The following is a 26,293-nucleotide window of genomic DNA, read 5'->3' as shown; positions in this document are numbered from 1 at the left end:
ACCTCAAGTCATTGTCATGCCGCCCACGGTGGGGCTGGCGGTGTTCTCCTGCTGGGGGCCGCGCAGCTCCGCCAGCTCTTCCTGGGCCCAGTCGGGCAGGTACCGCTCATCCAGCACGCCGATGAAATCCGCCCGGTTCCAGCGGGTCTTCTCGCCGTCGCCCAGGCAGGTGGCAAAGACTGCCCGCCCGCTGGATGTGGGAGAGCAGCCAAAGCCGCCCTCCCCATACCACAGCTGATTTCGGGGGTCCCAGAAGCCCTCCCGGAGCGTATTGGGACTCAGCACCAGGACCTTTCCCTTGAACTCCGCTTCGAGCCGGCTGCTGGCGCAGTGCTCCAGGCCAAACAGTCCAAGGGCCTGATACGCCTCTCTGGCCTGACCGACGAACGCTTCCAGCGATTTGGCGGCGGTGTCCACCGCGTAATAGCGGTTATACTTGCCGTCTGAGGACACGAACGTCCTCTGACTCCACTGGTAGGCTTCCTCACTGATCAGATGCTCACAGCTGGACTGCCGGAGCTCCTTCAGAGAATTGGCCAGGACGAAATTGACCCGCTTGAAGCCGTACTGCTCCAGGACGGCCTGGGCACAGCCCTCTGTCAGCTCCTCTGCCGACTCATCAAAATGGTCACGGATGGCCTGCTCGATGGCCCTCGCGCAGCTGACGTTCAGCCGGAAGCTGTCCTCATGCATCTGTGTCTCCTTATGGCGGCGGGCCTCAGCGCAGGAGTTGGGATACACGTAGGGAAAGTCAGCCGCCATAGACGATGTCCCCCGTTCTCAGATGCTTCTCCAGCTCACCCAGGCAGGTGCCCGATTTGGCGAATGTGAGGAGTTGGTTCAGGGGCAGGTGCCCCAGGGCGGAGTCCTTCGAAACATCGCAGCGGCAGCCATCCGCGCACTCCTCGCAGGTGCCGCAGGCCACGGCCAGGCTGGCCATCAGCTGCTCCGCGGTCTCCGTGAGATGCTGGATCGCGTTGACCAGCTCCATGGCGGTCATCTGCTTCTTCAGCACCACGATCACGTGATCCAGAGGACGGTATTCCAGCTGCGTCTGCCCCGCAAGGTTACTGACCTTCAAGGCCGCATCCGGGATCAGGAGCGCCGCCCCCTCCAAATTGGCGGTGCATTGCATATACTCGGTTTTCTTCAAGGTAAAAGCCTCCTTTTCGATTTTGGGATATTGACCAGTTCCATGTCGTACTCCCCGATGTGGACATCCATATCGAAGAGGGTCATCTGGGCAATGTAGGGTCTGGGATCGTAGTTGGTGATGAGCACTTCATCGTACTTCGCCCCCTTCTTCTGGGACAGCGGATTAGGCCGCTGGAACGCCAAAATATAAAAATCCTTGTAGAGCTGCCGGATAAACGGACAGTCGTTGTAGGAAACAATGACGTATCCCTTGCAGGCGGAGAGCAGCTTCCAGAGATGGATATGAAAACGGCGGCCTCGGTTATTTCGGGAGGTCCGGTAGAGGTGCTCCGCATCCACATAGGGCGGGTCGGCATAGATCAGTCCGCCGTTGCGGTTCCGTTCCCGGATGAGCTGGAAGGCATTTTTGTGCTCAATGACGACGTTCTGCAGCCGGGGCTCCGCATCTTGGAACCCCTTGAAAAACCGGCGTATATTCAGCGGCTTTACGCCGAAGGAGTCCCCGGTGCTGCTGAAGCTGCCCCGGATTTTGAACACGAAGGCCGCCGCCCGCTGCACATCGTACAGCTTCGCACGTCCCCGGAGGATGGGCCGCAATTCCCGTGCCTGCTCCTCGGTGAAGCAGGACCGGTCCTCTATGCAGTCCAATTCCGCTTGAATGTTAAGCATGGAAATGTCCTGGTGCTCCAGAAAAGCCTTGTAAATTTCAAATGCCTCACGGGATTGGATGGGCAGGAAGCCCAGCTCCTTCATAAGAGGACTGAGCAGTTCCTTGACACAGAAGAAGAGATTGACCAAATCCGAATCTGCGTCGTTGTAAATATCCAGGCGCTTGGGGTCTGTCCGGAGCGCCAGCGTGAACGCGCCGCTGCCGCCAAATGCCTCCAGGGATTGATTCAGGTTGGGCGGTACGATCTGCAGGATGTAGCCGAGCAGCCTCGCTTTGCTGCCGACCCACGGAATAAAAATTTCAGCGATGGAGATCACTCTCCTTCGCCGAACTTGTCCAGCGACGCCTCCAGTCCGGCAATGGCCTTCTCCAGTCCGGCCTCCATCTGCTTCAGCTGGCGGATGGTGGTGTAGACTTCCCCAGCGGTGACGGCGTAGAAATAGCCATGCCGGTCGCTGGCGATGGGGATACCCTTGCGGCGCAGCCGGTTGACCAGTCTGCGCAGGTCGGTGCCGCTCAGGTTCAGGGCTCGCTCCAGCTCCGCGCCGCTCACCCGGTACTTCCTGCCGGGACAGGCCCCTTTCAAGTAGCTAAAAAACTGTTCCTCTCGCATGTTCTGCTCCTTTCTTCGGGCCGTTTTCCCGAAAAAGGGCATAAAAAAAGAGGGGCCGCTTGTCCCTTTCGGTAAAACGGCCCCTTCATGTTGATGTTGATATGATTATTTTCTCATGGATCTGGTCTGGGCTCCGCCCATCTGACACCACCTCCTCTGCCTTTCCCGTCTGCCCTTACTGCATGGTCATGCCGGACTGCTCTGGCGGAGGGGGACTGTGATCGTACACAAACTGCTGATTGGTGCGCCGCAGATACCCGACATCGCCGCTGATCTGCACATATCCGAAGGCTTCTAACAGATCCTCAGCATATCGCTCCAGATCGATGCACCCTGACTGTATCAGTGTCTCTGAGATGCTTTTTGCCCGAAGATGTGTCTCCGCATGGTTTTTCAGCATTTTTCTGGGGATGTAGTTGTAGCATTGCGTATTCTGGATGATGTCCATGGCGAAGCGGAGGTTGTGGCAGTTCTCATAATCCAGCGCGGCGGCAAAGTCCTCCATATCGCCCCCGCCCAGCTCGTCCATAATACAGCCCAGAGTGTCGCCGTCCCTGACCAGCTGTTCTACACTCTCATACTGCCACGCAAGATCCTCCAGCTGCGGGAAGAAGCACTGAGATTCCAACAGGGTGCAGTCGTCCAGCCTTTGGACCTGAAGTTCGTTCAGGACCATCCTCAGTTCCACTGACTTTTCAAAGGTCTGGCCGGAGAGATCCGGCAGACGCAGCCACACTCCCTCTGGCACAGTGGGGGAGGCCAGCTTCAGCTTAAAGCTCCAGGTGCTGTCCTGACGCGGCAGATCGGTTTCCTGGCGGGGGGATATGGGCTGGGTGGGATATTCCACATAGCAGTTCCCGATAAACAGTCCAGGATGCTCTTCCTCATACAGCTCGCCCATCTTCTGGAGGTCCACATAAGGCAAGAGCTCGTCTGCATGCTGGCACGCATCCCGCAGATACCATTCCCCCAGCTGCTCATAGCTTCCAATCGGGAAACGCACCATGTATCTACTTAGGGTGCAGAGCTGATCTGCCGCTTCACTGGCTGTCTGAGGTGACGCTCTCATCGCGGCGGCGGCAAGCACACAGCTTTCCCGGACACTCAGCGTCTCCAGCCGCTCCTTGATCCACGCCTGTTCCTGGGGAGACCCAGGGAGTCGGAGCAGATAGTCGAAGTTGAATTTCTCCATGCTAAACCATCTCCATTCCGCCCTTGTGGGGCTGGTCCTCGGGGGTGCTGTATTTGTACTCAAACCGCTGATCGTTTCGGCGCAGATATCCAATATCACCGCTGACCTGCGTGTACCCAGCGGTCTCCAACAGCTCCCCAGCATAGCCCTCCAGGCCGATACATCCCGATTGGATGAGTTCCTCCGGAACATCTTCCTCCCGCAAATGTTTCTCCGCAAAAGACTTCAGCGACTTACTGGGGATATAGTCGTAGCATTGCAGGTTCTGGATAATGTCCAGAGCGAAGCGTAGGCTGCGGCAGTCCTCATACTCCAGAGCCGCGGCGAACAGCTCCATGTCCTCCCGTGTCATCTTCCCCATATGGCAGCCCAGGGTGTCGCCGTCTATGACCATCTGCTTTATACTGTCATACTGCCGCTCCAGACCATTCAACTCCGGGAAGCAGCACCGCGTTTCCAACAGAGTGCAGGCGTCCAGTTCCTGGACCTGAAGCGCGTCCAGGACCATTGCTGGCTCCACCGCATCCTCAAAGGCCAGGCCGAAGACGCCCGGCAGATACAGCCACACTCCCTCCGGCACAGCGGGAGAGGCCAGCTTCAGCTTGACGCTCCAGCTGTCATCCTCCGACGGGAACTCATTCCAGCCAGAATAGGTCCTATAAGTCTGGCGGCTGGGACGGCAGACATAACAGACGCCGATAAACGTACCCGGATGGTCCTCCCCGTACAGCTCGCCTAATTTGCGCAGATTTACATAGGGGACCGCGTCTTCTGGGATGTGGGACTCATGGCTCAGGTAAAACTGGCCCAGCTCCTCATAGTTTCGGGCGGGAAAGCAGATACCGCAGCTGTTCAGAGCGCAGAGATGGTTGATCGCGTCGGTCATATCCTCGCAGGGCTGGAACTGGTTGAGAGCCTCCAGCGCATGGCACTCCCGGACGCTCAGGGTCTCCAGATGCTCTTTGATCCACGCCTGCTCCTGGGGAGACCCACGAAGCTGGAGCAGATGATTGAAATTGAATTTATCCATACTAAACCATCTCCATTCCGCCCGGACGGGGCTGATCTTTCATCGACTGAATCATGTGGATCGTATGCCTCCTCTCAGAACCCCAAATTCAGGTCGATATTGGTGTCCGTATCCATTTCTCTGTCCTCGTCCATATCCATAAGGTCCCTCTGTGCGCAATAGTCTTCTACTTCATCAAGGGTCGGGCAGAAAAACGGCTGTGCCTGAGCCTCCCCCTTCTGGATAGGGACCAGAGTCTTTTTGATTTCATCCAGTAACCCCTGATCCGGGCATTTGTCAATAAAGTACCCGATGGTATTCAGGATAGGCCAGTCCGCGGCATCGGTTATGATCATCTCGTCCACATATGGACGGCTGCCAATGAAGTACGCGATGTTTTCCGGAGTGCCTTGAAATAAGTACTCCGTGCGCTGCCCATCTTGATAGACATAACCATAGGCCAGTGCGTCAGTACTCAGCAGTTTTTCGATTTCCACCTGCCTTTGGATATCGAATGTCTTATCCAAGGGTCATTCCCCCCATTTGCGGGCTTCCTTGCTCCGAGTAGTTTCTGGGGTCGGCGGCGGGACAGCTCCAGCCGAATAAACTGCCGTTGAGCATAGCCTGCTCCTGGGCCTTGCTGACACCCCGAGCTTTGTTATGGTAGTTCGCCATATGCCGGTTCTGGTCAGGATCTTTGCTGCTCTCCGCCAATATCTGATAGCTGTTCTGCCCCCGCTGGATACAGATGAGCGTACCATCGCTGGGCAGGGTGGACCAGCACATATCCGGCAGCCGTTCCGCGAAGTGGGGATCGAAGCGGTCCTGCTCTGTCACGATGCTCCAATCGTCACACCCCCACAGGTGTACATACATCTCACCCCGCTCTGTCCGGATCTCCATCTGCTCGAAGCCCTCGCCCCAGCCGTCTGCCGCCTGACCAGAGATAAATTCTTTCAGCGTCTCCGCCTCTTCCGGGGTAAGGCTGCCCATGACCTGACACTCCGCCACACCCCAGAGCTGGCCATCCCGGCACTCCGCGGAAAACACCGCCGAACGCACCTTGGTGCCCACTGTGTCATCCTCGCCGTACCAGTGCATAATGCCGCGCTCCGCCTCTTCGGCCATCCGGTTGCGGAGCAGAGCGCCGTTGATCTGGTCCGCATATTCCACCAATGACTGGCCTCCCAGCTCAACCGGCTCATTTTCCAGATCGCCGTACTCGCCGTATTGATAGAGGTCCGCTGTCAAGGGCATATACAGCTTCAGCGTCTGGAGGAGCGGGGGCAGGACAGAAAACCTGTCCTCGCCCAGCACCAGACCGAGCCCCCGGCCATTGTCCCACTTGACGTGGAATGTCCCGATGTCATCAATGCTCTCCAGTGTTCCCATAGTCCCTGGCTCTGCCGGGCAGTAGGGATCTTTCATCTCCTGGAGCTTGATCCGGCTGCCTGCCGGGAACTGCTCCCGCAGGAAATTCAGCCAGCCCTTCGACATTTTTTCCATATTTTACATTCCCCCCATCTCCATATTGGCCTGAGCTTCCGCCTGCCACTCCGCCTGGAGCTGCTCGGAGAGGAGCTCGCACTCCACGATCCACTGCCCCAGGCCGTCCTCCAGCGACACCTCCTGCCCGGAGGCCCCCAGGCCCTCATTGAGCCTCATTTCCTGGGCGTAAAGCTCCAAGCCGTCCAGAATATTCTGCCTGGCCTGTTCGCTCAGGTCAGGCGCTTGGCCGGATTCTCGGGCAGCGGATACTGCGCTGTCAAAGGCTCCGCCATACTGCTCCTCCATCTTCCGAAACCCTTCCCACGTGTCATCCTCAGCCAAGCCCCAGAACTCTGCCATTTCGATGCAGAGGTCGCGGAGCCGGGGGACCTGCTCCTCCTGACCTTTCGCCGCAAGCTGGGTGGCGTACCCTGTCAGACCGGCAATGCACTGGCGTGTGGTTTCCTGGTCTTCCCGGTGCTGCGGCTCCATCAGGGTAAGGAACTCGTCTATCGTGTAACGCACGCCGCTCTCAGGCTGGACCGGCGTCATTTCTTCTCTGTTATCCAAACTGCATACCTCCCATTCTCATACGTTCCGACTGTTCCTCCGTCTGGACCGACGGAGCCTCGTAGATGATAGTTCTGCCATAGGTGATCCTGGTGATGTCCTCCGCTTTGTAATCCGAGTGGCGGCCAAACACCCTTTCAAACTCCCGGCGGTCAGAGGCGGGGATATCATAGGTGCTGTAGTAATTTTTGCGGCCCTTCAGGGCGCTTGCCGCCGTTTTGAAGGTCAGTTCCCGCTCTCCCTTCCGTACAGTGACGGTCACTGTTTTGGCCCCGCTGGCCTTCACAGCCTCTGTGATGGCTCTCATTTTGTGGATAGGATTATCAGCGTCCTGTGTCAATGCCTGATACTCTGCCAGCAGAGCGTCATTTTCCAGGAATTGCAGGAGAAATTTCTCCTGATTGATCCTGATATACTGCTCTGCCTCGGTCTGGACGAAACCCTCCGGATCTTGGATGTAGGCTATGAAAGCGGCCTCCGGCAGTTCGTTCAGCGTATAGTCACTATGGAAGCGGCTGTCTGGCTTCTCGCCGTCGAATAATTGCCGGATTGCCTCCTCCTCAGCGCCATACTCCTGATAGTATTGCAGGCTCTTCAACGCCTGCCAGCCGCTGATTTCCCGCACAGTCAGGTTGTTCCGGTCATCGGCGATGATCTCCTCCACACGCTGGTTGATCCTGCCGCTGATCGTCTCTCTCATGGAGGGACCAGTCTCCGCTATAAACGGAATCTTACCGCTCATAAAGGAGTGCAGCGCATCCCCGGTCAGGTACAGCGTCTGGCAATCCACATCGTACACACCGCAGAACGTCGGGCTGCTGTTCCAGGAGATGGTGCTGTCCTGTCCCACAGCAATCCGGTACAGATAATCCACAGACGGGTCCTTTTCCATCCTGAGCAGGACCATGTCGGCTTTCTCACTGTTGTAAAACGTCATGGGTTCCTGTCCCCAGGTCAGCCACCGCTGGAAATCGTCACGGGCTGCGGGACATTGGATCAGGTCTTCCATCAGCCCATACCCCCCATCGTCATGCCGGAGGCGGCCTGCCCGACAGCGTGTCCTTCATCTAGCATCTGCTGTGCCTGTTTATCAAAGCAGCTAAGGTATGCCTGATAGTCTCCCTCGATTGGGTTGCACCGCAGGCGGTAGAGAAATCGCTCCGTCTCCAGCGTGAAGCCGTAGTTCTGACAGCAGGACCCGCCCTCAATAGCGCCCTTGCTGCCATAGCAGTACCGGCGCATGGAGGAGAGGTCTTTCAGAACACTTTTTCGGAGGTCATCCACCACCTTGCCCAGTTCATCCTTGAACTCCTGGGTGTTCAGCTCCTCGGGGCCTCTGGGCCACCAGCTGTGGCAGAAACCCTTGCCGCCGCTTCCAAAGTCGATGCGGACATGGCCGATGGCTCCCAGTTCCGTATCCCTCTCAGGCGTCTGGGCATAGAAAAGCCCCGCGTCCTTGGGGGACGCGGGGCACAGCATATGGCGGAGGGGCACTTCGGGAGCGGTGATCCTTTCGTCTGCGCAGAACTCAGCCAGAGTGGGATTGGTTCCGAGCATCTGGAACATGTTCTTCACCAATCGCTTTTCTGAGCGTCCGCTTTTCAGCGGCAGGTAGGAGAGGACAGAGCCTGCGTGACAGTCCTCAGTCTGGTCAACCAGAGCGTAAGGCTCATCCGGGTGTCGGGCGGTACCGCGCAGATCGTAGCAGTACCAGCCCTTGGGAACATCTTCGCGGGGGATAGGCTGGACGCTGTAGAGGACGGATGCTCCGAACAGGCGCGCCCCCAGCAGCTTGTCCTTGTAAATGTTGATTTGCAATGACTTCACCTCTTTCTCAGTTTTTTGCAGCAAATACAAATACCACAACTCTGCCCGAAAGTCTACCAGAAGTTTTCACATCATGGTTTGACCAGTTTCCTGTTCAGGAGGGAACGGCTTGCTCAGACGGCGCACCAGGCCGAAGCCGGTCTGCCGGACTCTGTCCTCCTCCATCATGGCCCGGCCCAGAGCGTCAAAATCGGTGTAACCGTCTATCGTATCGAGAAGTTCACCGTCCGCACCGAGCCGGCGCAGAGCCTCCCGCCCATAGTCCCGTTCGTTGTCGGAGATCAGCTCGTAGTCGTCAAGATCAATGGCTATGTCGAGGGCCTCGGTAAAGGTGGACGGCTCCTCCACTTCCAGCGCGGCGCAGTATTTCTTCATTTCGCCGTCTGCTTTGATCTCCTGGAGACATTCAGCCATCTCATTGGCATTCTCTACAGTGATGGAATCCGCAGGGATCAGCTGGTCCAAATAAGGCGCCACATATTCCACGCCGGCGATCACCGCCTGAGAGAAATCGTCCACGCCCAGGGCCTTTTTTGCATGCTCCAGACGTTCCTCGGAGGCGGGGAGGACAAGGGGATAGTTTCGTTCTGAGGTCGTGAGCGTCAGGAGCATCTCCCTTGGTCCTTCTGTCTGAACCGGAGATTCCTCACGCCGCCTGACAAGGCCAAACGATGTGTACACACCGCCGATGGAATCTCGCTGTTCCGCGCCGATTTTAGCGTAATCCAAATAGGGCCGGGCTGACTCGGGGAAGGAGAACTTTCCGGTGACAAATGAGGTGTCCACCAGAAAACGCCCCAGCTCCTCGTCTGTTGTGATCTTAGGGAACAGTTCGAAGCGATCCATATTATCCGCAATGTGGATAGCATGATCCAAATCGCCGGTACATTCCAGCTCCAGTGCCCCAGAAAAAAGTTGCTGTTTCTCCTGGGGCATGCTGTCAATCCGTTCAGCAAGCACATTCAGCTTCCGGAAGTCAGTTTCATTATCCAAATCAGTGTGCTGGATGTACGGATAGAGGTTGGAGACAGGACTGTCCACGCTGCTGATTTGGACGGGTGCAGTCGTTTCCAGTCCTTCCCTCAGTGCCGAGAGCCTGTCTGCTGCTGCGGTGGGCGTTGTGGGAAGATTGAGCCCGATGCTGTATCCCTGGCAATCCAAATACAAAACCATTATGTCAAACCTCCCATTTGAGACCCTTGATACTGCTGGCTCTGTTCTGCAGATTCAGACCGCATCAGCTCCTCCAGCGGTATTTCTCCGTGGTAGGCCACATAGCCGCATTCATTGAACTGTCCGCCTTCCTCCTGGATTCGCTGCTCTCCATAGCGCCGGTAGTCGTAGAAGCCATCCAGATTCTCGTCGTACTCGAAGTGGCCGGACTTCTGAATCATGTATCGGCCATATTCCTCCGGGGTCTGGATGCCGGGGACGAAGTCAAACTGATCCAAAGCCTCCGCCAGCTGGCAGACAGACACAGCGCCCGATGTTTCCGTCATCAGCACCACAGCCTTCAGCTTTTCCGTATCCGCCTCTCCCAGAGGATCAATGGCTTGGCACATCTGGTTAAAGGCCGGGATATCGCCGCCGCTCAGATGCTCCAGATCCAGGGCCTCCGCTATGATGTCCGGCAATTCATCGAATTTAAGCTGTACCCGCGCGTCAGCCAATGCGCTGACGCCAACACGGAGCAGGGCTCGCTCAATTTTGTACTCCGCGGCGGGGAGATATAGGTATTCCGGGTTCGTCCCTTCCGTGAGCCCCCGCTTCGGCGTGATCTCCAGCACCATCAAGCGGCTGTTGTAAGGGTAGAAGGGGAACTGATGTCCGTTGTAGTGCTGTTCCAGCACCATGCCGTTGTCGTAGACTACGCCGTAAGGTGTGATTACCCCTCCGCCGCCATCGATCAGCAGCAGAGCGGTTTCGGCACCGTCCAGGTCTTCCAGCTCCTCCATCCTGGCAAGGCTGCCATTCAGATTCATAAAATGGCTGCGCCATATGGACTCCAAATCGGAAAAGTCGGTGATGACCGTGGCCTGCTGGCAGCAGAACGTCAAATTGATGAAGTCCTTGATATGGCTGATCCCCAGCTTGTGGGCCATAGCCTCAAACTGATGGGCCTCGCTGTCGCGGAAACTATCCAGTCGTTTCGCCAGGTAGTCCAGCTGATCCACATTGACCAGTGTGCCCTCCAGGGTGTTCAGCACACTGTACCGGCTGTCGATCTCGTCCACGGTGCAGTCCCGATTCACGGAAAAACCAAGCTCCGCGGATCGAAGCATCTCGATCACCTGATCATACTGACTATCCATGATGGGGAAGTGGATGATCGTTTGGCCGCGTTCCGGGTCCTGGGCATTGATCAGGGTCGCTTTGATCGTGTAGTTCATACACAGTCCCCCTTGATCTCCCACTCACGGGAGTTCGGTTTGGCGGGCCGGCTGCAGGGCAGCTTCTTTTGGGGCCCTTTTTGCCGGGACGGTGTGCGGCTGGGGGCTGGTTTGGGTGGGGTCATCATCATTTTCTCCAGCCAGCCCAATCGGGTATCGCTCATGAAGTATCGAGGCATAGTTTTCGCTCCTTTTCAATATTTGCATTTCCTGAAAAAAGAGCAAAACGAAAAAGGGCCCTACCCTTTTTTCAAGGGAAACGGCCCAAAATGTAATGAATATTTGATTTTTAGCAGAACCGCATTCCGTCGCTGTCTGGGGCGTCTGAAGCGTTAAGTTCCTTTTGGAGCCGTTCATCAAAGTCGGGGACACCGTGTTCTATCTGCTCCAGGATGGACTTCAGGCATTCCTGCTGCTCGTCTGTGATGGAGTAAAGCCCCGCCAGGACATCGGTGCAGCAGTAGTATATCTCCATCATCTGCTCCGGGGTAAACAGAGCTTTCTTGGGGATCAGGCCGGATCGGACAGCAAAATCCTGCTTGGCGGCAGTGTAGCTGCCCACCCCAGCACCAGGGCCTAAGTAGTGCCCCTGATACAGCGAGGACCGGTTGTTCGTCAGCTCCCAGCTGATAAATTGCATTCCAAGAGATGTGGGGTGTCCCACCAAAACTGTGTCATTGAACTCTGCCAGCGTCCTGTAGTCGCCCTTGAGGCTGCCCACTGTCAAACGGGGCGCTGCTTCCACCAAGCGCATATATTCAGCGGTGACCTTGGCAATGTCGGTCGCCTTATCCAGCGCCGCCTCCAGTTTATCGCTGGCCACATCTTCTTTCCAGTACCGGACTCCGCCGCTGTCGGTGATCTGGCACAGGCGCTGGCCGTCCAGTTCCACCGGCAGGATTCCGTCCAACTCCAAGCCAACGGTGAAACCGCCTCGCTGAAGGTTGAGGGTCAGCTCCTTGAAGTAGTTGGTCTTCTGCTCTGCATTTATTGTTTCCATTTCAACATCTCCTTTTTTATTTTAGCGCCCTTTTTGGAGCAGCAAAAAAGCGCCAGTCTTTTGGCCCGTTTGGGACCATAAAACTGGCGCTTGATTGCAGATGAATTTTAGCGCCCTTTTTGCCATTCAAAAAGGGCACCGCGGATTTTCCAGCCACAAGAGTTCAATCCCCTCCAGCTACTGAAAAAACCTCATTTACATCTTTTGTTTTACTGGTAAAAAATCAGGGCTCAAAAACCCCTGAAAGCCCTGATGCCGTAGGCGTTCAGCCTACGGCATCCAAAGTGGGCGGGATAGATGGTGGAGGCAGAGAGATTTGAACTCTCGCATCTCACGGTTGTGAACCAAACGCTGTTCCAGCTGTACTATATTCCAATGAACGCAGCGTGAGGGTTCGAGTCCCCCCAGTTGCTCAAAATCGCCTTTTGGCATCTGTTGTTTGACCTGTGAAAATTCGGGGGTCAAAAAGTCCGGAAACGCTTGATGCCGTAGGTGTTCAGCCTACGGCATCGAAAGCGTTCTGCATTTTTGGCACGCCCGAAGGGACTCGAACCCCCAACATTCAGAACCGGAATCTGACGCTCTATCCAATTGAACTACGGACGCACATCTCCAGGGGACTCAGTTATTATAGCAGATTTGCGCGCCCTTGTAAAGAGGAAAAATGGAAATTGGGGGAGAAAAATCCGAAAAACTTTATGCGTTTTGATAGGGAGCGAACTCCTCCGCCTTAGGGTCATCGAACACCCTGGCAAAGGTCTCAGCGTCCATGGTCTCATGGTCCAGCAGATACCGGGCGGTGATCTCCAGCTCTCTGCGGCGGCGGGTCAGGATCTCCTCACACCTCGCGTAGGCCTGGTCGATGAGGCTGCGGACCTCGCCGTCGATGACAGCAGCCACCTCTTCGGAGTAGCTTTTGGCCTGGGCCATGGACCGGCCAATGAACACCTCGTCGTGGCCGCTTTCAAAGGTGACGCTGCCCAGTTTTTCACTCATACCGTAACGCATCACCATATTTCGGGCGATGGCGGAGGCCCGCTGGATATCGCTGCCTGCGCCGGTGGAGATATCCCCCAGCACCAGCTGTTCTGCCGCCCGGCCTCCCAGGCAGCGGGCAATCTGCTCTTCCAACTCGGTCCTGGACTGGTAGGCCACATCCTCCCGGGGCAGGGAGATAGTCATACCGCCGGCCTGGCCTCGGGGGATAATGGTGATCTGATGGACGGGGTCGGCGGTGGACAGCTCATGGATGACCACAGCGTGGCCTGCCTCGTGGTAGGCGGTGAGCTTCCGGGCCCGCTCGGTGACAACCCGGCTGCGTTTTTCCGGCCCTGCAATCACCTTGAGCATGGCGTCGTGGAGGTCGCTCATCAGGATAAACCGCCGGTCCGCCCGGGCGGCCAGCAGTGCCCCCTCGTTCAGCAGATTTTCCAGGTCGGCTCCGGTGAAACCGGCAGTGGCCCGGGCGATATTCCGCAGGGAGACGTCCTCCGCCAGGGGCTTCTGCCGGGCGTGGACCTGCAAAATTTCCTCCCGCCCCTTGATATCGGGCAGACCCACGTAAATTTGCCGGTCAAAGCGACCGGGCCGCAGGAGGGCGGGATCCAGAATGTCCTGACGGTTTGTGGCGGCCAACACAATGACCCCTTCGTTGGAGGTAAAGCCGTCCATCTCCACCAGCAGCTGGTTCAGGGTCTGCTCCCGCTCGTCGTGGCCGCCCCCCAGTCCGGTGCCCCGCTGGCGGCCCACCGCGTCGATCTCGTCGATGAAGACAATGGCGGGGGCCTCTCGCTGGGCCTGGTCGAACAGGTCCCGAACCCGGCTGGCGCCCACGCCCACATAGAGCTCCACAAAGTCGGACCCCGAGATGGACAGGAACTTCACCCCGGCCTCCCCAGCCACCGCCTTGGCGATGAGGGTCTTACCCGTCCCCGGAGGGCCCACCAGCAGTACGCCCTTGGGGATGCGGGCCCCCAGGTTGGTAAATTTCTGGGGGTCTCGGAGGAACTCTACAATCTCCTGGAGCTCCTCCTTCTCCTCGTCTGCGCCGGCCACGTCCAAAAAGGTGACTTTCTTCCCCTGATCGGTCAGCGTGCGGGTGCGGGCGTGGCTGAACCGGGCGGCTCCAGCAGCTCCCCCGCCGGCTCCCGCACTGCGCTGGCGATTCATCAGGTACCAGAACAGGCACAGCACCGCCGCCGCAATCAGATAGGGGATCAGGTTGAACCACCAGGAGCTCTCAACTCCCGGCGGATAGTCGTAGCCCTTTAAAATCCCTGACTCCAGCTGCTGGTTAATCAGCTCCCGCATATCGTCATAGAACACTGTTGGGCTGGCCACATGGTAGGTAATGCGGACCGGCTCATCCCCGCCCTGTCCCCGGAGGGTCAGGGTCAGAGTGTTGTCCTCCAGGGTAAAGAACTCCACCTGCTCCTGGAGAAAATAGGTGCGGATCTGACTGTAGGTGGGCGTCTCACCCCGATTTACGTCCTGGAGGGTTACAACGGCCACACAAAGCAGCAGCGCCAGCAGAAAATAGAGGGTGATATCCCGTGGGCCAAAGCGTCTCATAGGCATGATCCTTTCCAAAAAACGCAGACTTGTGGGCGTTACCCGCCGTAGACCTCAGGCTTCAAAATGCCGATGTAGGGGAGATTGCGGTAGTGCTGGTCGTAGTCCAGACCGTAGCCCACCACAAAGGCGTCGGGAATGGTAAAGCCGCAGTAGTGCAGCTCCACCGGCTTGACCCGGCGGTCCGGCTTGTCCAGCAGGGCGCACAGGCGGACGGAGGCGGGATGGCGGTGCTCCAAAATGTTCAGCAGATAGCTCAGGGTGTTGCCCGAATCCAGAATATCCTCCAGTACAATGACGTGGCGACCGGTAATGTCCTCGGACAGGTCCTTGGTGATCTGGACCTGGCCGCTGGAGCTGGTGCCGCTGCCGTAGGAGGACACCGACATAAAATCCATAGTGCAGGGAAGCTTCAGCGCCCGGCACAGGTCAGCCATAAAGACAAAGGACCCGCGCAGTACGCTAATCAGCATAACCTCTCTGCCCTCATAGTCCGCCTCAATCTGCCGGGCAATAGCCTGTACCCGCTCTTTGAGCTGCTCCTCACTAAATAATATCTCCTGAATATCCTGCTCTAGCATAGAAATTTTCTTCCTTTCCAACTTTTTCTGTGAAACTTTGAGACAGCCCGTCAGGCGGCTCACTCAACCGGCACAATGGTCATATGCCAGGCGGGCTGGCCGTTTTGTGCGGCAAATCGGCGGTCAGGGCCCAGTCCGGCCACAGCGGCCACCTGTCCCCCGCAGGTGAAGACCGGAAGGACCTCCCTCTGGAATCGGGGGACCTTTTCCTCGATCATCCATTTTTTCACCGTTTTGCCCAGCCGTCCCGGCGGCGTCAGCCGGTCTCCGCTACGGCGGGGACGGATTGCCAGCTCTGGGGCATCCTGCCTGCTCAGCCAGAACTCCCAGGGGGAGTGGAGCTGACCGTTATAACGCTCCTCCTGGCAGGCGATGCGCCAGGGGCCGCAGTCCAGTTCACCGGCCAGAGGCGCCAGGCACTCCTTCAGCGGTATGTATCCCAGCCGGGGGACCAGCAGCAGCTTTTCATAGCAGCGGCGGGCGTTGGTCCGGTGGGGTAAGCTGAGCTCCGCTGAGGGGTCCGTCCCCCGGCACAGGCGGAGCAGAGAATTGAGATGGACGGCGGAACAGTTCTGATCTCCCCCCCACAGCTGTCCCAGCAGCAGCCGCAGTGCCCGGACAGCAATGGGGTCGGGGGCGGCGGCAATGGCCTGGACATTCACCGCCAGCCCCTCCCGCCAGGGGACCGCCTGGTCTGCCAGAGCCCGGGCCAGCTCCGTAAGGCAATTCTCGTCCTCCCGAAGCCGGGCGGCGGTGTCCACCAGCCGGCCTGCAAATCCGGGGGCCACATCCTCCAGCACAGGCAGCACCTGGTGGCGGATGCGGTTGCGGGTATAGTCGTCGTTCTGGTTGGAGCTGTCCTCCATGTAGGGCAGGCAGAGGCGGAACAGATACTCCTCCACCTGCTGGCGGCTTATAGTAAGCAGAGGCCGGATCACGCCGTCCCGCTTGGGTGGGATCCCTCCCAGTCCCCGCAGGCCGCTGCCCCGGGCCAGATGAAAGAGGATGGTCTCCACATTGTCGTTGGCGGTGTGGGCGGTGGCAATGAGATCGGCCCCCGCCTCCCGGGCAGCCTGACGCAGGAAAGCATAGCGCATATCCCGGGCGGTCTCCTCAATGCCGGTCCTCCGGAGCTTCGCCTGGGCCGCCACGTCACCTGAGCCGCTGTACAGCTGGACGGCGGGCAGAACCTCCCCCTGGGACAGCCGCTGTGGACCGCAGCAGAGCTGGACAAACTGAGCGGTAAAGACGGCGTCACGGTCCGACTCCAGCCCCCGCAGCCGGTGATTGTAGTGGGCGGCGGCCAGATTAAAATTCAGCTTGGGACGCAGGCGGTACAGCACATGGAGCATGGCGATGGAGTCCGCCCCGCCCGACACTGCGCACAGTACAGTGGACCCGGTGGGGATCATGTCCTGCGCCCGGATGAAGGTTTCCACAATGTTCAGCATAGCAGGACCTCCGTTTAGAGTAAACATGGGGGTATTTGGTGGGGTTGGATTCAGGGGATGGGCGCAAGCTCCACGGCCACGTGGAGGCCGGAGGTATAGCGCACCTGGTAGCGACGGGCGTGTTCCCAGTTCCAGCCAAGGGTCTTCTCCTCGTCGAAAAGGCGGCCCTGGTCCACAGAGAAGCCCAGCGCATGGGGGACATAGATCCGGACCCACTGAAACTCGGTGTCCTCGCTGATGACCCCATAGAGGGTCGTCAGCTCCGGCTGGCCCTCCCCGTAGGGACCGGGCAGGCGGGCCGGACGGCAGTTGGGGCTGATCCACACCTCTGCAGTCTGCAAAAAGCCGGCCTCGATCTGAGACAGGTCCTCCCGGGCCTGGAAGGGGAGCTTGGCCAGGTCCTCCTGTGCCAGCATCCCGCCGCTGCCCAGGACGATGAGAAAACACAGAAAACCGCAGACGAAATAGCTCAGGGCGGCGGAATGGTATCTGCTTCCATATGCCATAACCCGGCCGCGGCTGTATTCCTCTTCCTTCTGGCCCGCCCTGTCCCAGTTGTCGATCTCCGCCAGCTTGGGCAGGACCTCATCTCTCCAGACACCGCAGGCCTTAACCCAATTCCGGATGGCCCGGCACAGATAGAAAACCAGCAGCACGGCGCTCAGCCCGAAGCTGCCGCCGCTGAAGATCAGCAGCAGCCAGTACCAAGAGAACATTTGTCAAGGGGGATTTTACCCAAAAGATGAAATCCCCCCATAAACCGGAAATTATATTTTTATAATCCTGATATGACAATATAGATATTCTCAACAGGGTACATATTCGTTCTCCAAATCTCATCAAATTCCTCTGTGCTGAGTTTTCTGTTATACCAGCCGCCATTTGCATTGACGTTATCAGAGATTGAATCTACCAGATATATGAAATTCTCATCATATCCAACAACTACAACATAGTGCGTATCATCAGGCGTGCGTATAAATGCGATAATAGGCACTCCTGAAATTAAACGTTGCTTTAGAGTGTTATGATCTCCATGATAGGCTTTTGCTGCATATCCATAACTTTGCAACAGGCTAACAACAGAATTGACAGAAACGAAGCCGAATACACGGTGAATATCATTATACAATTCAGAACCTGCAACCTGCCTACCTAAGTGCCGCATAACGTAGGCGGACGCATATGCTGAACACTCATTTTCCACCTGAAAATCAATGTGATTATTGCCCACATCAATGTTAAATTCCTTCGGAAGATTCCCGATCTGTATGTTATCTTTTGATGGAAGACTACCATAGAAAAGGAGCAGCCCGATTGCCCCTAACACCGAGAGAACACAGGTCAAAATATTGACTACATTTTTTCTCTTTTTTTCGCGCACCTTCATCACTGTCCTTAAAATAGAGTATACCATGACAGCAAACGACTTTCAACCCTCTTTTATAGGCGCTGATAGTAGTAGCAAGCAATGCGCAGGTATATACCCTGTGCCGCTTGTTGGTGGCCAAAGGCCCCCAAGCCCCCGGTGATCGGCGCGGCTGCGTCCGATGCACAAGCCGCCGTTGGCGTCTGCTGTATATATTGGCAGGGGAAAGCTGATGGCGGAGCCAAACCCCGTAGGGCGCACGATGGCCGAAGGCCATACCACCACCAGCTTGCGGGTGGTGAGTAAGTGCGCTCTTCGCAGAGGGCCGACAAAGAGAACGGAGCGCCCAGGTCATCCCCGGACGCTCCCCCTTTGGTTCCCTCCTGCTGGTTGATCACCGCCTTTCCGGCCTGTGTCATTTTGCCACAAATGAACCGCAGTCAATGTAATGTAGTGGTCTGGTGAAACCACCCTTTATACATTACATCTCACCGCAGATAGCCGGTGAGCAGGTCGTGGGCGGGGGAGGCCTCCCCGGCGGCGGACTGCCAAATCCAGCCGGTGAACGAGGGCGAGTGAAAGGCGATCATCAGAGACAGGACGCCAAATATGTACAAAAACATCGCCAGCATATGCCGGTTGGCCCTTCGGATGCCGGGGGTCCGGTTGACCTGTCTGACGTACTCCCGCTCTCCGGGAGAAAGGAACAATCCCATGGCGCTCCCTCCCCTCCTAGGATACAGGGGTTATGGTCTCCACCAGATGAAATTCCGAGGTGTAGTACACCTCATATTTTTGCTGGTTCTCCCAGTTCCAGCCGTAGGTCTGGCCGGGCGTGACAAAGCTGTCCGGGACGGGTGTGAACTCCAGTGCGTCGGGAATATGGAGGGTAATCCACTCATAGCCGGTGTCTCGCCCCAGCGCCCCCCGGCAGTGGAGGGTCAGGTCGTCCGAGGGTGCGCCGGGCATAGGTTTCGGGCTGGAGCCCTCGTCCAGCAGCAGCGTCATATGCTCCAGTTCGCCGGCCTCCAGCTGCCGGATCTCCGCGCTGTACTGGACGCAGAGCTGGGGCAGCTCCGCCCGCCACAACATGACCCCCCAGCCGCCGACCGTCACCACAATCAGGAGGAGCCCGGCCAGTACGATGAAGGCGGGGAGACTCAGCAGGACGGTTTTGGGGTCCATCTTCCGCCCCCAGACGCGGAACAGCCAGAGGACCAGGGCCCCATAGACAAAGGGAGCCGCTGTCGCCAGGACGCAGGAGATCATATACCCGGCCCGGTAGACCCGCAGCAGCGCCAAGGCGGGGTTTTCCTGGGACATGGCCAGCAGAAACAGGCTGGGCAGGCCGCTGGAGAACACAAAGGCGCCCAGAATCCCAAAGCAAGAGACGAAGGGGGCCACGATAATCAGCAGCAGCGACTCCTGGGGCAGGACCTCCGGGCTCAGTTTGTCCGGGTCGATATAGGGGTGGACTGGCATCAGTACTCCTCCCGCCGCCGCTCCATATCGGTGAAGGTGGTGAACTCGGGGGTCCATTGCAGCTCCACGGTGCCCGTCTCCCCGTGACGGTTCTTGGCGATGATGCACTCGGCCAGGTTGGGATTGTCCGACTCTCGGTTGTAGTAGCCCTCCCGGTAGAGGAAGAGGACGATATCCGCATCCTGCTCGATGGCCCCCGACTCCCGCAGGTCGGACAGCATGGGCCGCTTGTCCTGGCGGGACTCGTTGGCCCGGGAGAGCTGGCTCAGACACAGCACGGGCACGTTCAGCTCCTTGGCCATGATTTTCAGGGAGCGGGAGATGTCCGATACAATCTGCTGCCGGTTTTCGCCCCGGCTGCCGGACTTGCCCCCGGCGGACTGCATCAGCTGGAGATAGTCGATGACCACAAGTCCCAGGTTGTCAACCCGGCGGCACTTGGCGTTGATATCGGCCACGGTGACGGAGGAGTCGTCGTCCACCAGAATGGTGGAGCGGTTGAGGGAGTCGGCGGCGGCGGCCACGCTCTCCCAGTCGTCGTCGGACAGCTTGCCTGTCACCAGCTTCTTGTTGTCAATATAGCACTCGCTGGAGATCAGCCGGAGGGCCAGCTGCTCCCGGCTCATCTCCAGGGAGAAAAAGGCCACCTTCTTGCCCGACCTCTTGCCCGCGTCCAACAAAATATTCAGGGCCATAGAGGTCTTGCCCATGCCGGGACGGGCGGCCAGCAGGATCAGGTCGGAGTTGTTCAGCCCGGAAATGGCCCGGTCCAGGTCCCGCAGACCGGTGGACAGGCCGGGGATGGCACTGTCCTGGGCGGACAGCTCCTCCAGGCGGCTGTATACGTCGATGATGACCTGGGAGATAGGGATCAGTCCCCGGGAGGCCCGCCCCTGGCGCAGAGCGTAAATGCGCTGTTCCGCCACTGTCAAAATGTCCTGGCCGGAGACGGTGCCCTGCTGGATGCTGACCAGCAGCTCCCCCGCTACCTCCGCAACCCGGCGCAGCAGAGCCTTGTCCTGGAGAATTTCAATGTAGTCCCCCACGTTGGCGGCGGTGGGGGTGGTATCCATCAGCTGGTACAGATACTCCCAGGACTGGCCCTCATGGTAGTACCCATTATGGCGCATCTGCTCCAGTATGGTGACCGGGTCGATGGTGAGGGAGTAGTTGAACATGGAGTAAATGGTCTCGAAAATCTCCTGATTCTGGCGCAGATAGAAGTCCTCCGGGCGCAGCTTCTCGATCACCTCCGGTACACACCGGGGGTCGATCAGCATAGAGCCCAGTACCGCGTGCTCCGCGTCCATGGCGTAGGGCATCTGGCGCAGCAGCAGTTCGTCCGTTTCAGTGGGCATACGTCAGCCCTCCGTGACCAGCACGTTCACCGTTCCGCTGACCTCGTAGCCCAGCTTCGCCTTGATCTGGTAGCTGCCGCAGGACTTGATGGGCTCGTCCAGCACCAGCTTGGTCTTGGGGATGGTAATGGCGTGCTGGGCGGCCAGGGCGTCGGAGATCTCCTTGCCGGTGACCGCGCCAAACAGACGTCCGCCCTCTCCGGCCTTGGCGGCCACCTTTACCATCAGCCCCTCCAGCCTCTTGGCGGTGGCCTCAGCCTCGGCCTTCTCGGCGGCCTCCTGGGCCTTCTTGGCCTTCTCCTGCTGCTTCATGGTGTTCAGATTCTCGGCGGTGGCGATGACCGCCAGCTTCCGGGGCAGGAGGAAGTTGCGGGCGTACCCGTCGGAGACCTCCACCAGCTGGCCCTTCTTGCCCTGGCCCTTTACGTCCTGCTGCAAAATTACCTTCATAAAAATCAAGTCCTTTCTGATGTTATTACATATGGATGGCGGAGACCTCTGCTCCTACTCCTCCGCCAGGTACTGGTCGATAGCCTGGGCCAGCTCCTGGGCCACCTGGTCCACCGATTTGTCGGAGAGCTGGCACCCCGCCGCCGCCGCGTTGCCGCCACCGCCCAGCTTTTCCAGAATGAGCTGCACGTTGGTCTGGCCCATGGACCGGCCCGAGATGTTGACCCGCTCCCCGTCGGGGGAGATGACGAAGGAGGCGTCGATGCCGATAATATTCAGCAGCTCGTCCGCCGCCTGGGCCGCGGTGACCCGGTTCACCGGCTTTTCGGAGACAGCTACCGCGATGCCGTCCCGGTAGAGCTTGGCGTTCTGGATGATGGAGTACTTGGCGATGGTGCCCTCCAGGTCGTTCTGGAAGAGCTTTTTCACCTCGGCGGTGTCGGCTCCGGAGCGGCGCAGGAAAGCGGCGGCCTCGAAGGTGCGCCCGCCGGTGCGCATGGTAAAGTTCTTGGTGTCCAGCACAATGCCGGCCAGAAGGGCCTCGGCCTCCGCCCGGAGGAGGTGGTTGGGCTCGATGATGTACTGGAGCAGCTCGGTGACCAGTTCGGAGGCGGAGGAGGCGTAGGGCTCGTGGTAGTTCAGGGCCGCCCCCTCGATGTAGGTGGCCGCCCGGCGGTGGTGGTCGATGACAGCTACCTTGTTGCAGCTCTGGAGGACCTCCAGGGCCTGGACCTGCTCAGGGCGGTTGGTGTCCACCACCACCACCAGAGAGCGGGCGTCGGCAATGACCAGGGCCTCCTGGGCGGAGAGGAAGCAGTCGTGGTACTCAGGCAGCTGAATCAGCCGGTCAATGAGCTCCTGGGAGGGGGGATTGCCCGCCTCCTTAATAATGTGGGCGGGAATGCCGTTCTTCCGGCACAGGGCGCACACCCCGGCCGCGGCCCCCACCGCGTCGTTGTCGGCGGCCTTGTGGCCCATGATGAACACCTGGGAGGAGTCGGAGATGAGGGAGGACAGGGCGTTGGCCATGACCCGGCTCTTTACCTTGGTGCGCTTCTCGGTCTCCTTGGAGCGGCCGCCGTAAAACTCGAAGGTGAACTTATTGCGGATGACCGCCTGGTCGCCTCCCCGGGACAGGGCCATGTCCACCGACAGGTTGGCGAAGTCCAGCAGCTCCCGGTAGCTGTCCCCGCCGGTGCCCACCCCGATAGACAGTGAGGCGTTCATACCGCTGGGATTGACCACCTGATGGATGGAGTCCAGAATGTCAAATTTACCCTCCACAAACTTGGCCAGATGGCGCTCCTCAAAGACAAAGAGGTAGCGCTCCCGCTGGTAGCGGCGCAGGATGCCCCCCGTCTCAGCGACCCAGTTCTCAATGCGCCCGTCAATGTCCGCCATAATGATGGACCGCTCGTTTTCCGAGACGTTTTTCAGCAGGTCCTCGTAGTTGTCGATGAGCAGCACCGCCGCCACCGGACGGCTGGCCTGATACTGGTCCCGAACCTGCACCAGCTCGGTAACGTCGACCCAGTAGGTGGTGGCCAGAAATCCGCCGCTGCGCCCGCCGGAGCGCACCAGATGGCCGTAGACCTGGAAGCGCCGCCCGCCGTAGCTCACCTCGCCGGGGCACTGGTTCTTGCCCTCCATCAGCCACCGGGTGTCGAAGTCGGGGATCAGCGCGGACAGCTTGCTGTCATACAGGTGCTCCCGCTCCTCGGTGAGGCGGAGGAATCGGTCGTTGGTCCAGATAATGTCGTCGCTCTCAGGCCGGAAGAGGACCATGGGCAGCGGCGAATTAATCATGGTGTCCTTGGTGGCCGAGTCCACGTTGCCGGCGTAGCTGTCCAGATATTTGTTGATCTCCCTGCGCCTCCGGCGGGCGTCCTCCCGGCTGTACAGGCCCAGGCAGGCCACCGCCGCCAGCTCCAGACAGGCCAGAGGCAGGGAGAAGATGGCGGACAGCAGAGCAAATAGGAGCAGGCAGCTGAAATAGAGGCGGAAGCTGGGCTGAAGCAGCTTGTTCAGTTTTCGGTTCAAGGAGGAGTCCCCCTCTCAGTAAATCTTCAATCCCTGTTCTAAGGAACAAAAGGTAGTTCATTATATCAAATTTTACAGGGAAGCACAAGCACAAAATACAGCGTATCTCCCCTTGACCGGGACAAAAATACTGCTATAATAGAGAATACCCAAACGGCCTGCGTCCACAGCAGTGAAATCAAGCCTTTCAAGGCTGTGAATGCAGGCCCTTGAATAAATCAGGAGGGAATGAACAAATGGATATCAAAATTACCCGCGCCTCCGCGCTGAAGGACAAGCCCGACTCCTCCACCCTGGTCTTTGGCAAGGCCATGACCGACCATATGTTTATTGTGGACTACGATGCCGGCCAAGGCTGGCACGATGCCCGCATCATCCCCTACGGCCCCCTGCAGATCGACCCCGCCGCCAAGGTCCTCCACTACGGTGAGGAGATCTTCGAGGGACTGAAGGCCTACCGCACCGCCGACGGCTCTATCCAGCTCTTCCGGCCCCGGGACAACATCGACCGGCTGAACAAGTCCGCCGACCGGCTGTGCCTGCCCCAGATCCCCGAGGAGCTGGCTCTGGCCGGCATCACTGAGCTGGTGAAGCTGGAGCAGGACTGGGTCCCCAGCGAGGAGGGCACCTCCCTGTATATCCGTCCCTTTATGATCGGCCTGGACGCCGCCCTGGGGGTCCACTCCTCCCACCATGTGCAGTATATTGTGGTGGTGTGCCCGGTGGGCGCCTACTACCCCGAGGGGCTGAATCCGGTGAAGATCTATATCGAGGAGGAGGACGTGCGCGCCGTCAAGGGCGGCATGGGTATGGCCAAGACCGGAGGCAACTACGCCGCCTCCCTCCGCGCCGGCAACCGGGCCGAGGAGCGGGGCTACAGCCAGGTGCTGTGGCTGGACGGCGTCCACCGCAAGTATATTGAGGAGGTGGGCGCCATGAACGTGATGTTCAAGGTAAACGGCAAGATCCTCACCCCCGACCTGAACGGCTCCGTGCTGGACGGCATCACCCGCCGCTCCTGCATCCAGCTGCTGAAGGACTGGGGCTACCAGGTGGAGGAGCGCCGCATCTCTGCCGAGGAGCTCTTCGCCGCCGCCGAGAGCGGGGAACTGGAGGAGGCCTGGGGCACCGGCACCGCCGCCGTGGTCTCCCCCATCGGGGAGCTGGCTATGGGGGAGAAGAAGGTCACCGTCTCTCACAACCAGATCGGCGAGATCACCCAAAAGCTCTACGATGAGCTCACCGGCATCCAGTGGGGCCACGTGGCCGACCCCCACAACTGGATCATGAAGCTGTAATACCCAACACCTCAGAGGGGTCAGCCTCTGAGGTGTTTTTGATAGGAATATTCCGCCACTCCATAAAAATCCCAGCCGCAAGGCTGGGATTTTGGATATTTACTTGTTGGAGCGGCGCCAAATGTGCATCTTCTCGGCGTCCTGAATCAGCTGCTCCCGGAACTGGGGGGCCGCAATGGAGATGATGGCCTCCGCCCGCTCCCAGGTGGACAGGCCCTTCAGGTTAATCATGCCGTGCTCGGTGACAATGTACTGCACACAGGACCGGGGGTCGGTGGCGATGGAGCCGGGGGTCAGGGTGGGAACGATCCGGCTCTTCACTGTGCCGTCCTTGCCGGTGACGGTGGAGGACATACAGATAAAGCTCTTGCCCCCTTTGGACAGGTAGGCCCCCATCACAAAGTCCAGCTGGCCGCCGGTGCCCGAGATGTGCTTGAGGCCGGCAGACTCGGCGTTGACCTGGCCGAACAGGTCCATGTCAATGGCGTTGTTGATGGAGATGAAGTTGTCCAGCTGGGCCAGTACCCGCACGTCGTTGGTGTAGTCCACCGGGGCGGCCATTACGTCGGGATTGCGGTCCACGTAGTCGTACAGCTTCTGGGTACCGGCGGCAAAGGCGTACACCTGCCGGCCCTTGTCCAGCCCCTTGTTCCGTCCGGTGAGCTTGCCCGCCAGCGCCATATCCACAAAGCCGTCCACGTACATCTCGGTGTGGACGCCCAGGTCCTTCAGGTCGGACTGGGCGATCATAGAGCCCACGGTATTGGGCATCCCGCCGATCCCCAGCTGGAGGCAGGCCCCGTTGGGGATCTGCTCCACAATCAGCTTGGCCACCGCCCGGTCCACGTCGGTGGGCTCGCCGCCGCTGCCCAGCTGAGCCACGGCGGGGTTGTCTCCCTCCACCACGTAATCCACGTCGGCGATGTTGATTTCACAGCCGGTGAGGCCGTAGACCCAGGGCAGGTTCTGGTTGACCTCTACAATAATGGTCTTGGCCTTGTCCAGCATATCGGCCAGGTGGGAGGCGGCCAGGGCATAGCTGAAATTGCCGTGGCTGTCCATGGGGGTCACCTGGATCATGGCCACGTCCACTGTCACATTCTCCCGGTAGAAGCGGGGCAGCTCGGAGTAGCGCATGGGGGCGAAGAAGCCCATCCCCTTGCCGATGATCTTCCGGTCAATGCCGGAGCAGTGCCAGGAGTTCCAGGTGAAGTGGTCGCCGGCGTCGTCGGCCTTGGCGATCTCGGGCATCCACATGGTGACGCCCCCCCGCACCTTCACGTCGGTGAGCTCGTCCTTCCGGGCGGCCAGAGCCCGGTCCAGGGCGACGGGGTGGTTGGTACACCAGCCGTAGTCAACCCAGTCGCCGGATTTCACCGCCTGTACCGCCTGTTCCGCAGTGGTCAGCTTCTGCTGGTAAAGCGCCTGATAATCCATAATCGTTTCCTCCTGTTGATGTGTATTATGATACTTCCCTCTTTTCGAGAGCGGTGCCGGTTTCCTTTACTGCTGGATACCTGCGATATAAGCGTCAATAATTGCTTCGGTTACCTTGTAGGTTTCTTCGTCCTGCTTCTCCTTAAAAAGAAGTTTCAAATCATATGCCATTGACTTCTTGGCGTCCTGTCTCTCAGTTTCTGTCATTGCCTTAGCCCTCCTTTCCTGATGATTGTGCAAGGAGCGGCCGCAGGCCGCCCCTGCAAAAGGAAAAGTCTTACCGTCCAATATCCAAATAGTAGGGCTTCATCAGGCTCTCCTGCTCGGTGGAGTCCTTGGGCT

28 protein-coding genes and 1 tRNA gene are annotated in these 26,293 nt (G+C 58.7%); 1 reads left to right on the top strand and 28 read right to left on the bottom strand.

Annotated features, from left to right (window positions below):
• Positions 1-3 precede the first annotated feature (3 nt).
• The 26 genes from D1646_RS03900 to D1646_RS03775 form a co-directional block, all read right to left on the bottom strand.
• Complete coding sequence (locus D1646_RS03900) at positions 4-762, bottom strand: DUF3849 domain-containing protein (RefSeq protein ID WP_160635190.1); 759 nt, start codon at positions 760-762, stop codon at positions 4-6.
• Positions 752-1,153, bottom strand: coding sequence for a hypothetical protein (locus tag D1646_RS03895; protein ID WP_160635189.1), 402 nt, complete (start codon positions 1,151-1,153; stop codon positions 752-754). The genes D1646_RS03900 and D1646_RS03895 overlap by 11 nt, the downstream gene beginning before the upstream one ends.
• Positions 1,150-2,142: a DNA adenine methylase gene (locus D1646_RS03890; protein WP_160635188.1), complete on the bottom strand. Its 993-nt coding sequence runs from the start codon at positions 2,140-2,142 to the stop codon at positions 1,150-1,152. Before D1646_RS03890 ends, D1646_RS03895 begins: the two co-directional genes overlap by 4 nt.
• Entirely contained in the window at positions 2,139-2,438 is a 300-nt protein-coding gene (locus D1646_RS03885; protein WP_160635187.1) for an HTH domain-containing protein, read from the bottom strand. Before D1646_RS03885 ends, D1646_RS03890 begins: the two co-directional genes overlap by 4 nt.
• Before the next feature lie 175 nt (positions 2,439-2,613).
• Positions 2,614-3,630, bottom strand: coding sequence for a hypothetical protein (locus D1646_RS03880; protein WP_160635186.1), 1,017 nt, complete (start codon positions 3,628-3,630; stop codon positions 2,614-2,616).
• A gap of 1 nt (position 3,631) precedes the next feature.
• Positions 3,632-4,660, bottom strand: coding sequence for a hypothetical protein (locus D1646_RS22615; protein ID WP_201754541.1), 1,029 nt, complete (start codon positions 4,658-4,660; stop codon positions 3,632-3,634).
• A gap of 74 nt (positions 4,661-4,734) precedes the next feature.
• Complete coding sequence (locus D1646_RS03870; protein WP_160635185.1) at positions 4,735-5,166, bottom strand: resolvase; 432 nt, start codon at positions 5,164-5,166, stop codon at positions 4,735-4,737.
• Complete coding sequence (locus D1646_RS03865) at positions 5,159-6,145, bottom strand: DUF4314 domain-containing protein (RefSeq protein WP_160635184.1); 987 nt, start codon at positions 6,143-6,145, stop codon at positions 5,159-5,161. Before D1646_RS03865 ends, D1646_RS03870 begins: the two co-directional genes overlap by 8 nt.
• Before the next feature lie 3 nt (positions 6,146-6,148).
• Positions 6,149-6,697, bottom strand: coding sequence for a hypothetical protein (locus D1646_RS03860; RefSeq protein WP_160635183.1), 549 nt, complete (start codon positions 6,695-6,697; stop codon positions 6,149-6,151).
• Positions 6,690-7,706 (bottom strand): hypothetical protein, encoded by a 1,017-nt coding sequence (locus tag D1646_RS03855; protein ID WP_160635182.1) that lies wholly within the window; start codon positions 7,704-7,706, stop codon positions 6,690-6,692. The genes D1646_RS03860 and D1646_RS03855 overlap by 8 nt, the downstream gene beginning before the upstream one ends.
• Positions 7,706-8,515 carry an LPD28 domain-containing protein gene (locus tag D1646_RS03850; RefSeq protein ID WP_160635181.1) on the bottom strand — a complete coding sequence of 270 codons (810 nt, stop codon included), beginning with the start codon at positions 8,513-8,515 and terminating at the stop codon, positions 7,706-7,708. The genes D1646_RS03855 and D1646_RS03850 overlap by 1 nt, the downstream gene beginning before the upstream one ends.
• A 75-nt stretch (positions 8,516-8,590) precedes the next feature.
• The gene (locus D1646_RS03845) at positions 8,591-9,697 is read right to left on the bottom strand and encodes a DUF6329 domain-containing protein (protein WP_160635180.1); all 1,107 of its coding nucleotides are present in this window, start codon (positions 9,695-9,697) and stop codon (positions 8,591-8,593) included.
• Entirely contained in the window at positions 9,697-10,914 is a 1,218-nt protein-coding gene (locus D1646_RS03840; protein WP_160635179.1) for a hypothetical protein, read from the bottom strand. Before D1646_RS03840 ends, D1646_RS03845 begins: the two co-directional genes overlap by 1 nt.
• Positions 10,911-11,093: a hypothetical protein gene (locus tag D1646_RS03835; protein ID WP_160635178.1), complete on the bottom strand. Its 183-nt coding sequence runs from the start codon at positions 11,091-11,093 to the stop codon at positions 10,911-10,913. The genes D1646_RS03840 and D1646_RS03835 overlap by 4 nt, the downstream gene beginning before the upstream one ends.
• Before the next feature lie 110 nt (positions 11,094-11,203).
• Positions 11,204-11,914, bottom strand: coding sequence for a hypothetical protein (locus D1646_RS03830; protein WP_201754540.1), 711 nt, complete (start codon positions 11,912-11,914; stop codon positions 11,204-11,206).
• Positions 11,915-12,443: 529 nt separating this feature from the next.
• Positions 12,444-12,520: transfer RNA gene (locus tag D1646_RS03825), tRNA-Arg, on the bottom strand.
• A 90-nt stretch (positions 12,521-12,610) separates the two neighbouring features.
• A complete protein-coding gene (gene ftsH, locus D1646_RS03820; protein ID WP_160635177.1) occupies positions 12,611-14,485 on the bottom strand; it encodes an ATP-dependent zinc metalloprotease FtsH in 1,875 nt (624 codons plus the stop codon).
• Positions 14,486-14,523: 38 nt separating this feature from the next.
• On the bottom strand, positions 14,524-15,066 hold the full coding sequence (hpt, locus tag D1646_RS03815) for a hypoxanthine phosphoribosyltransferase (protein ID WP_160635176.1): 543 nt from the start codon (positions 15,064-15,066) through the stop codon (positions 14,524-14,526).
• Positions 15,067-15,125: 59 nt separating this feature from the next.
• Entirely contained in the window at positions 15,126-16,517 is a 1,392-nt protein-coding gene (gene tilS / locus D1646_RS03810) for a tRNA lysidine(34) synthetase TilS (protein WP_160635175.1), read from the bottom strand.
• Positions 16,518-16,567: 50 nt separating this feature from the next.
• A complete protein-coding gene (locus D1646_RS03805; RefSeq protein ID WP_160635174.1) occupies positions 16,568-17,233 on the bottom strand; it encodes a hypothetical protein in 666 nt (221 codons plus the stop codon).
• A gap of 59 nt (positions 17,234-17,292) precedes the next feature.
• A complete protein-coding gene (locus D1646_RS23640) occupies positions 17,293-17,901 on the bottom strand; it encodes a cysteine peptidase family C39 domain-containing protein (protein WP_160635173.1) in 609 nt (202 codons plus the stop codon).
• Between the two features lie 473 nt (positions 17,902-18,374).
• A complete protein-coding gene (locus D1646_RS03795) occupies positions 18,375-18,602 on the bottom strand; it encodes a hypothetical protein (protein ID WP_160635172.1) in 228 nt (75 codons plus the stop codon).
• A 16-nt stretch (positions 18,603-18,618) separates the two neighbouring features.
• The gene (locus tag D1646_RS03790; RefSeq protein WP_160635171.1) at positions 18,619-19,368 is read right to left on the bottom strand and encodes a hypothetical protein; all 750 of its coding nucleotides are present in this window, start codon (positions 19,366-19,368) and stop codon (positions 18,619-18,621) included.
• Positions 19,368-20,726, bottom strand: coding sequence for a replicative DNA helicase (gene dnaB, locus D1646_RS03785; RefSeq protein ID WP_160635170.1), 1,359 nt, complete (start codon positions 20,724-20,726; stop codon positions 19,368-19,370). Before dnaB ends, D1646_RS03790 begins: the two co-directional genes overlap by 1 nt.
• A 3-nt stretch (positions 20,727-20,729) precedes the next feature.
• The gene (rplI, locus tag D1646_RS03780) at positions 20,730-21,176 is read right to left on the bottom strand and encodes a 50S ribosomal protein L9 (RefSeq protein ID WP_160635169.1); all 447 of its coding nucleotides are present in this window, start codon (positions 21,174-21,176) and stop codon (positions 20,730-20,732) included.
• Positions 21,177-21,230: 54 nt separating this feature from the next.
• On the bottom strand, positions 21,231-23,216 hold the full coding sequence (locus D1646_RS03775; RefSeq protein WP_160635168.1) for a DHH family phosphoesterase: 1,986 nt from the start codon (positions 23,214-23,216) through the stop codon (positions 21,231-21,233).
• Positions 23,217-23,452: 236 nt separating this feature from the next.
• On the opposite strand from D1646_RS03775, the gene D1646_RS03770 reads away from it, so the two are divergent.
• Positions 23,453-24,514, top strand: a complete 1,062-nt coding sequence (locus D1646_RS03770) for a branched-chain amino acid aminotransferase (protein ID WP_160635167.1) — start codon at positions 23,453-23,455, stop codon at positions 24,512-24,514.
• A 99-nt stretch (positions 24,515-24,613) separates the two neighbouring features.
• Here the strand turns inward: D1646_RS03770 and D1646_RS03765 are convergent, their stop codons facing one another.
• Together D1646_RS03765 and D1646_RS03760 are read right to left on the bottom strand one after the other, a co-directional pair.
• Entirely contained in the window at positions 24,614-25,951 is a 1,338-nt protein-coding gene (locus tag D1646_RS03765; protein ID WP_160635166.1) for a butyryl-CoA:acetate CoA-transferase, read from the bottom strand.
• A 66-nt stretch (positions 25,952-26,017) separates the two neighbouring features.
• Positions 26,018-26,158 carry a hypothetical protein gene (locus D1646_RS03760; RefSeq protein WP_160635165.1) on the bottom strand — a complete coding sequence of 47 codons (141 nt, stop codon included), beginning with the start codon at positions 26,156-26,158 and terminating at the stop codon, positions 26,018-26,020.
• Positions 26,159-26,293: the final 135 nt, after the last annotated feature.

The organism is Pseudoflavonifractor sp. 60, from assembly GCF_009911645.1.
In the GTDB taxonomy this organism is placed as follows: domain Bacteria; phylum Bacillota; class Clostridia; order Oscillospirales; family Oscillospiraceae; genus Lawsonibacter.
The sequence above is the reverse complement of the archived record's forward strand: the minus strand, read 5'-3'. Positions and strand labels throughout refer to the sequence as shown.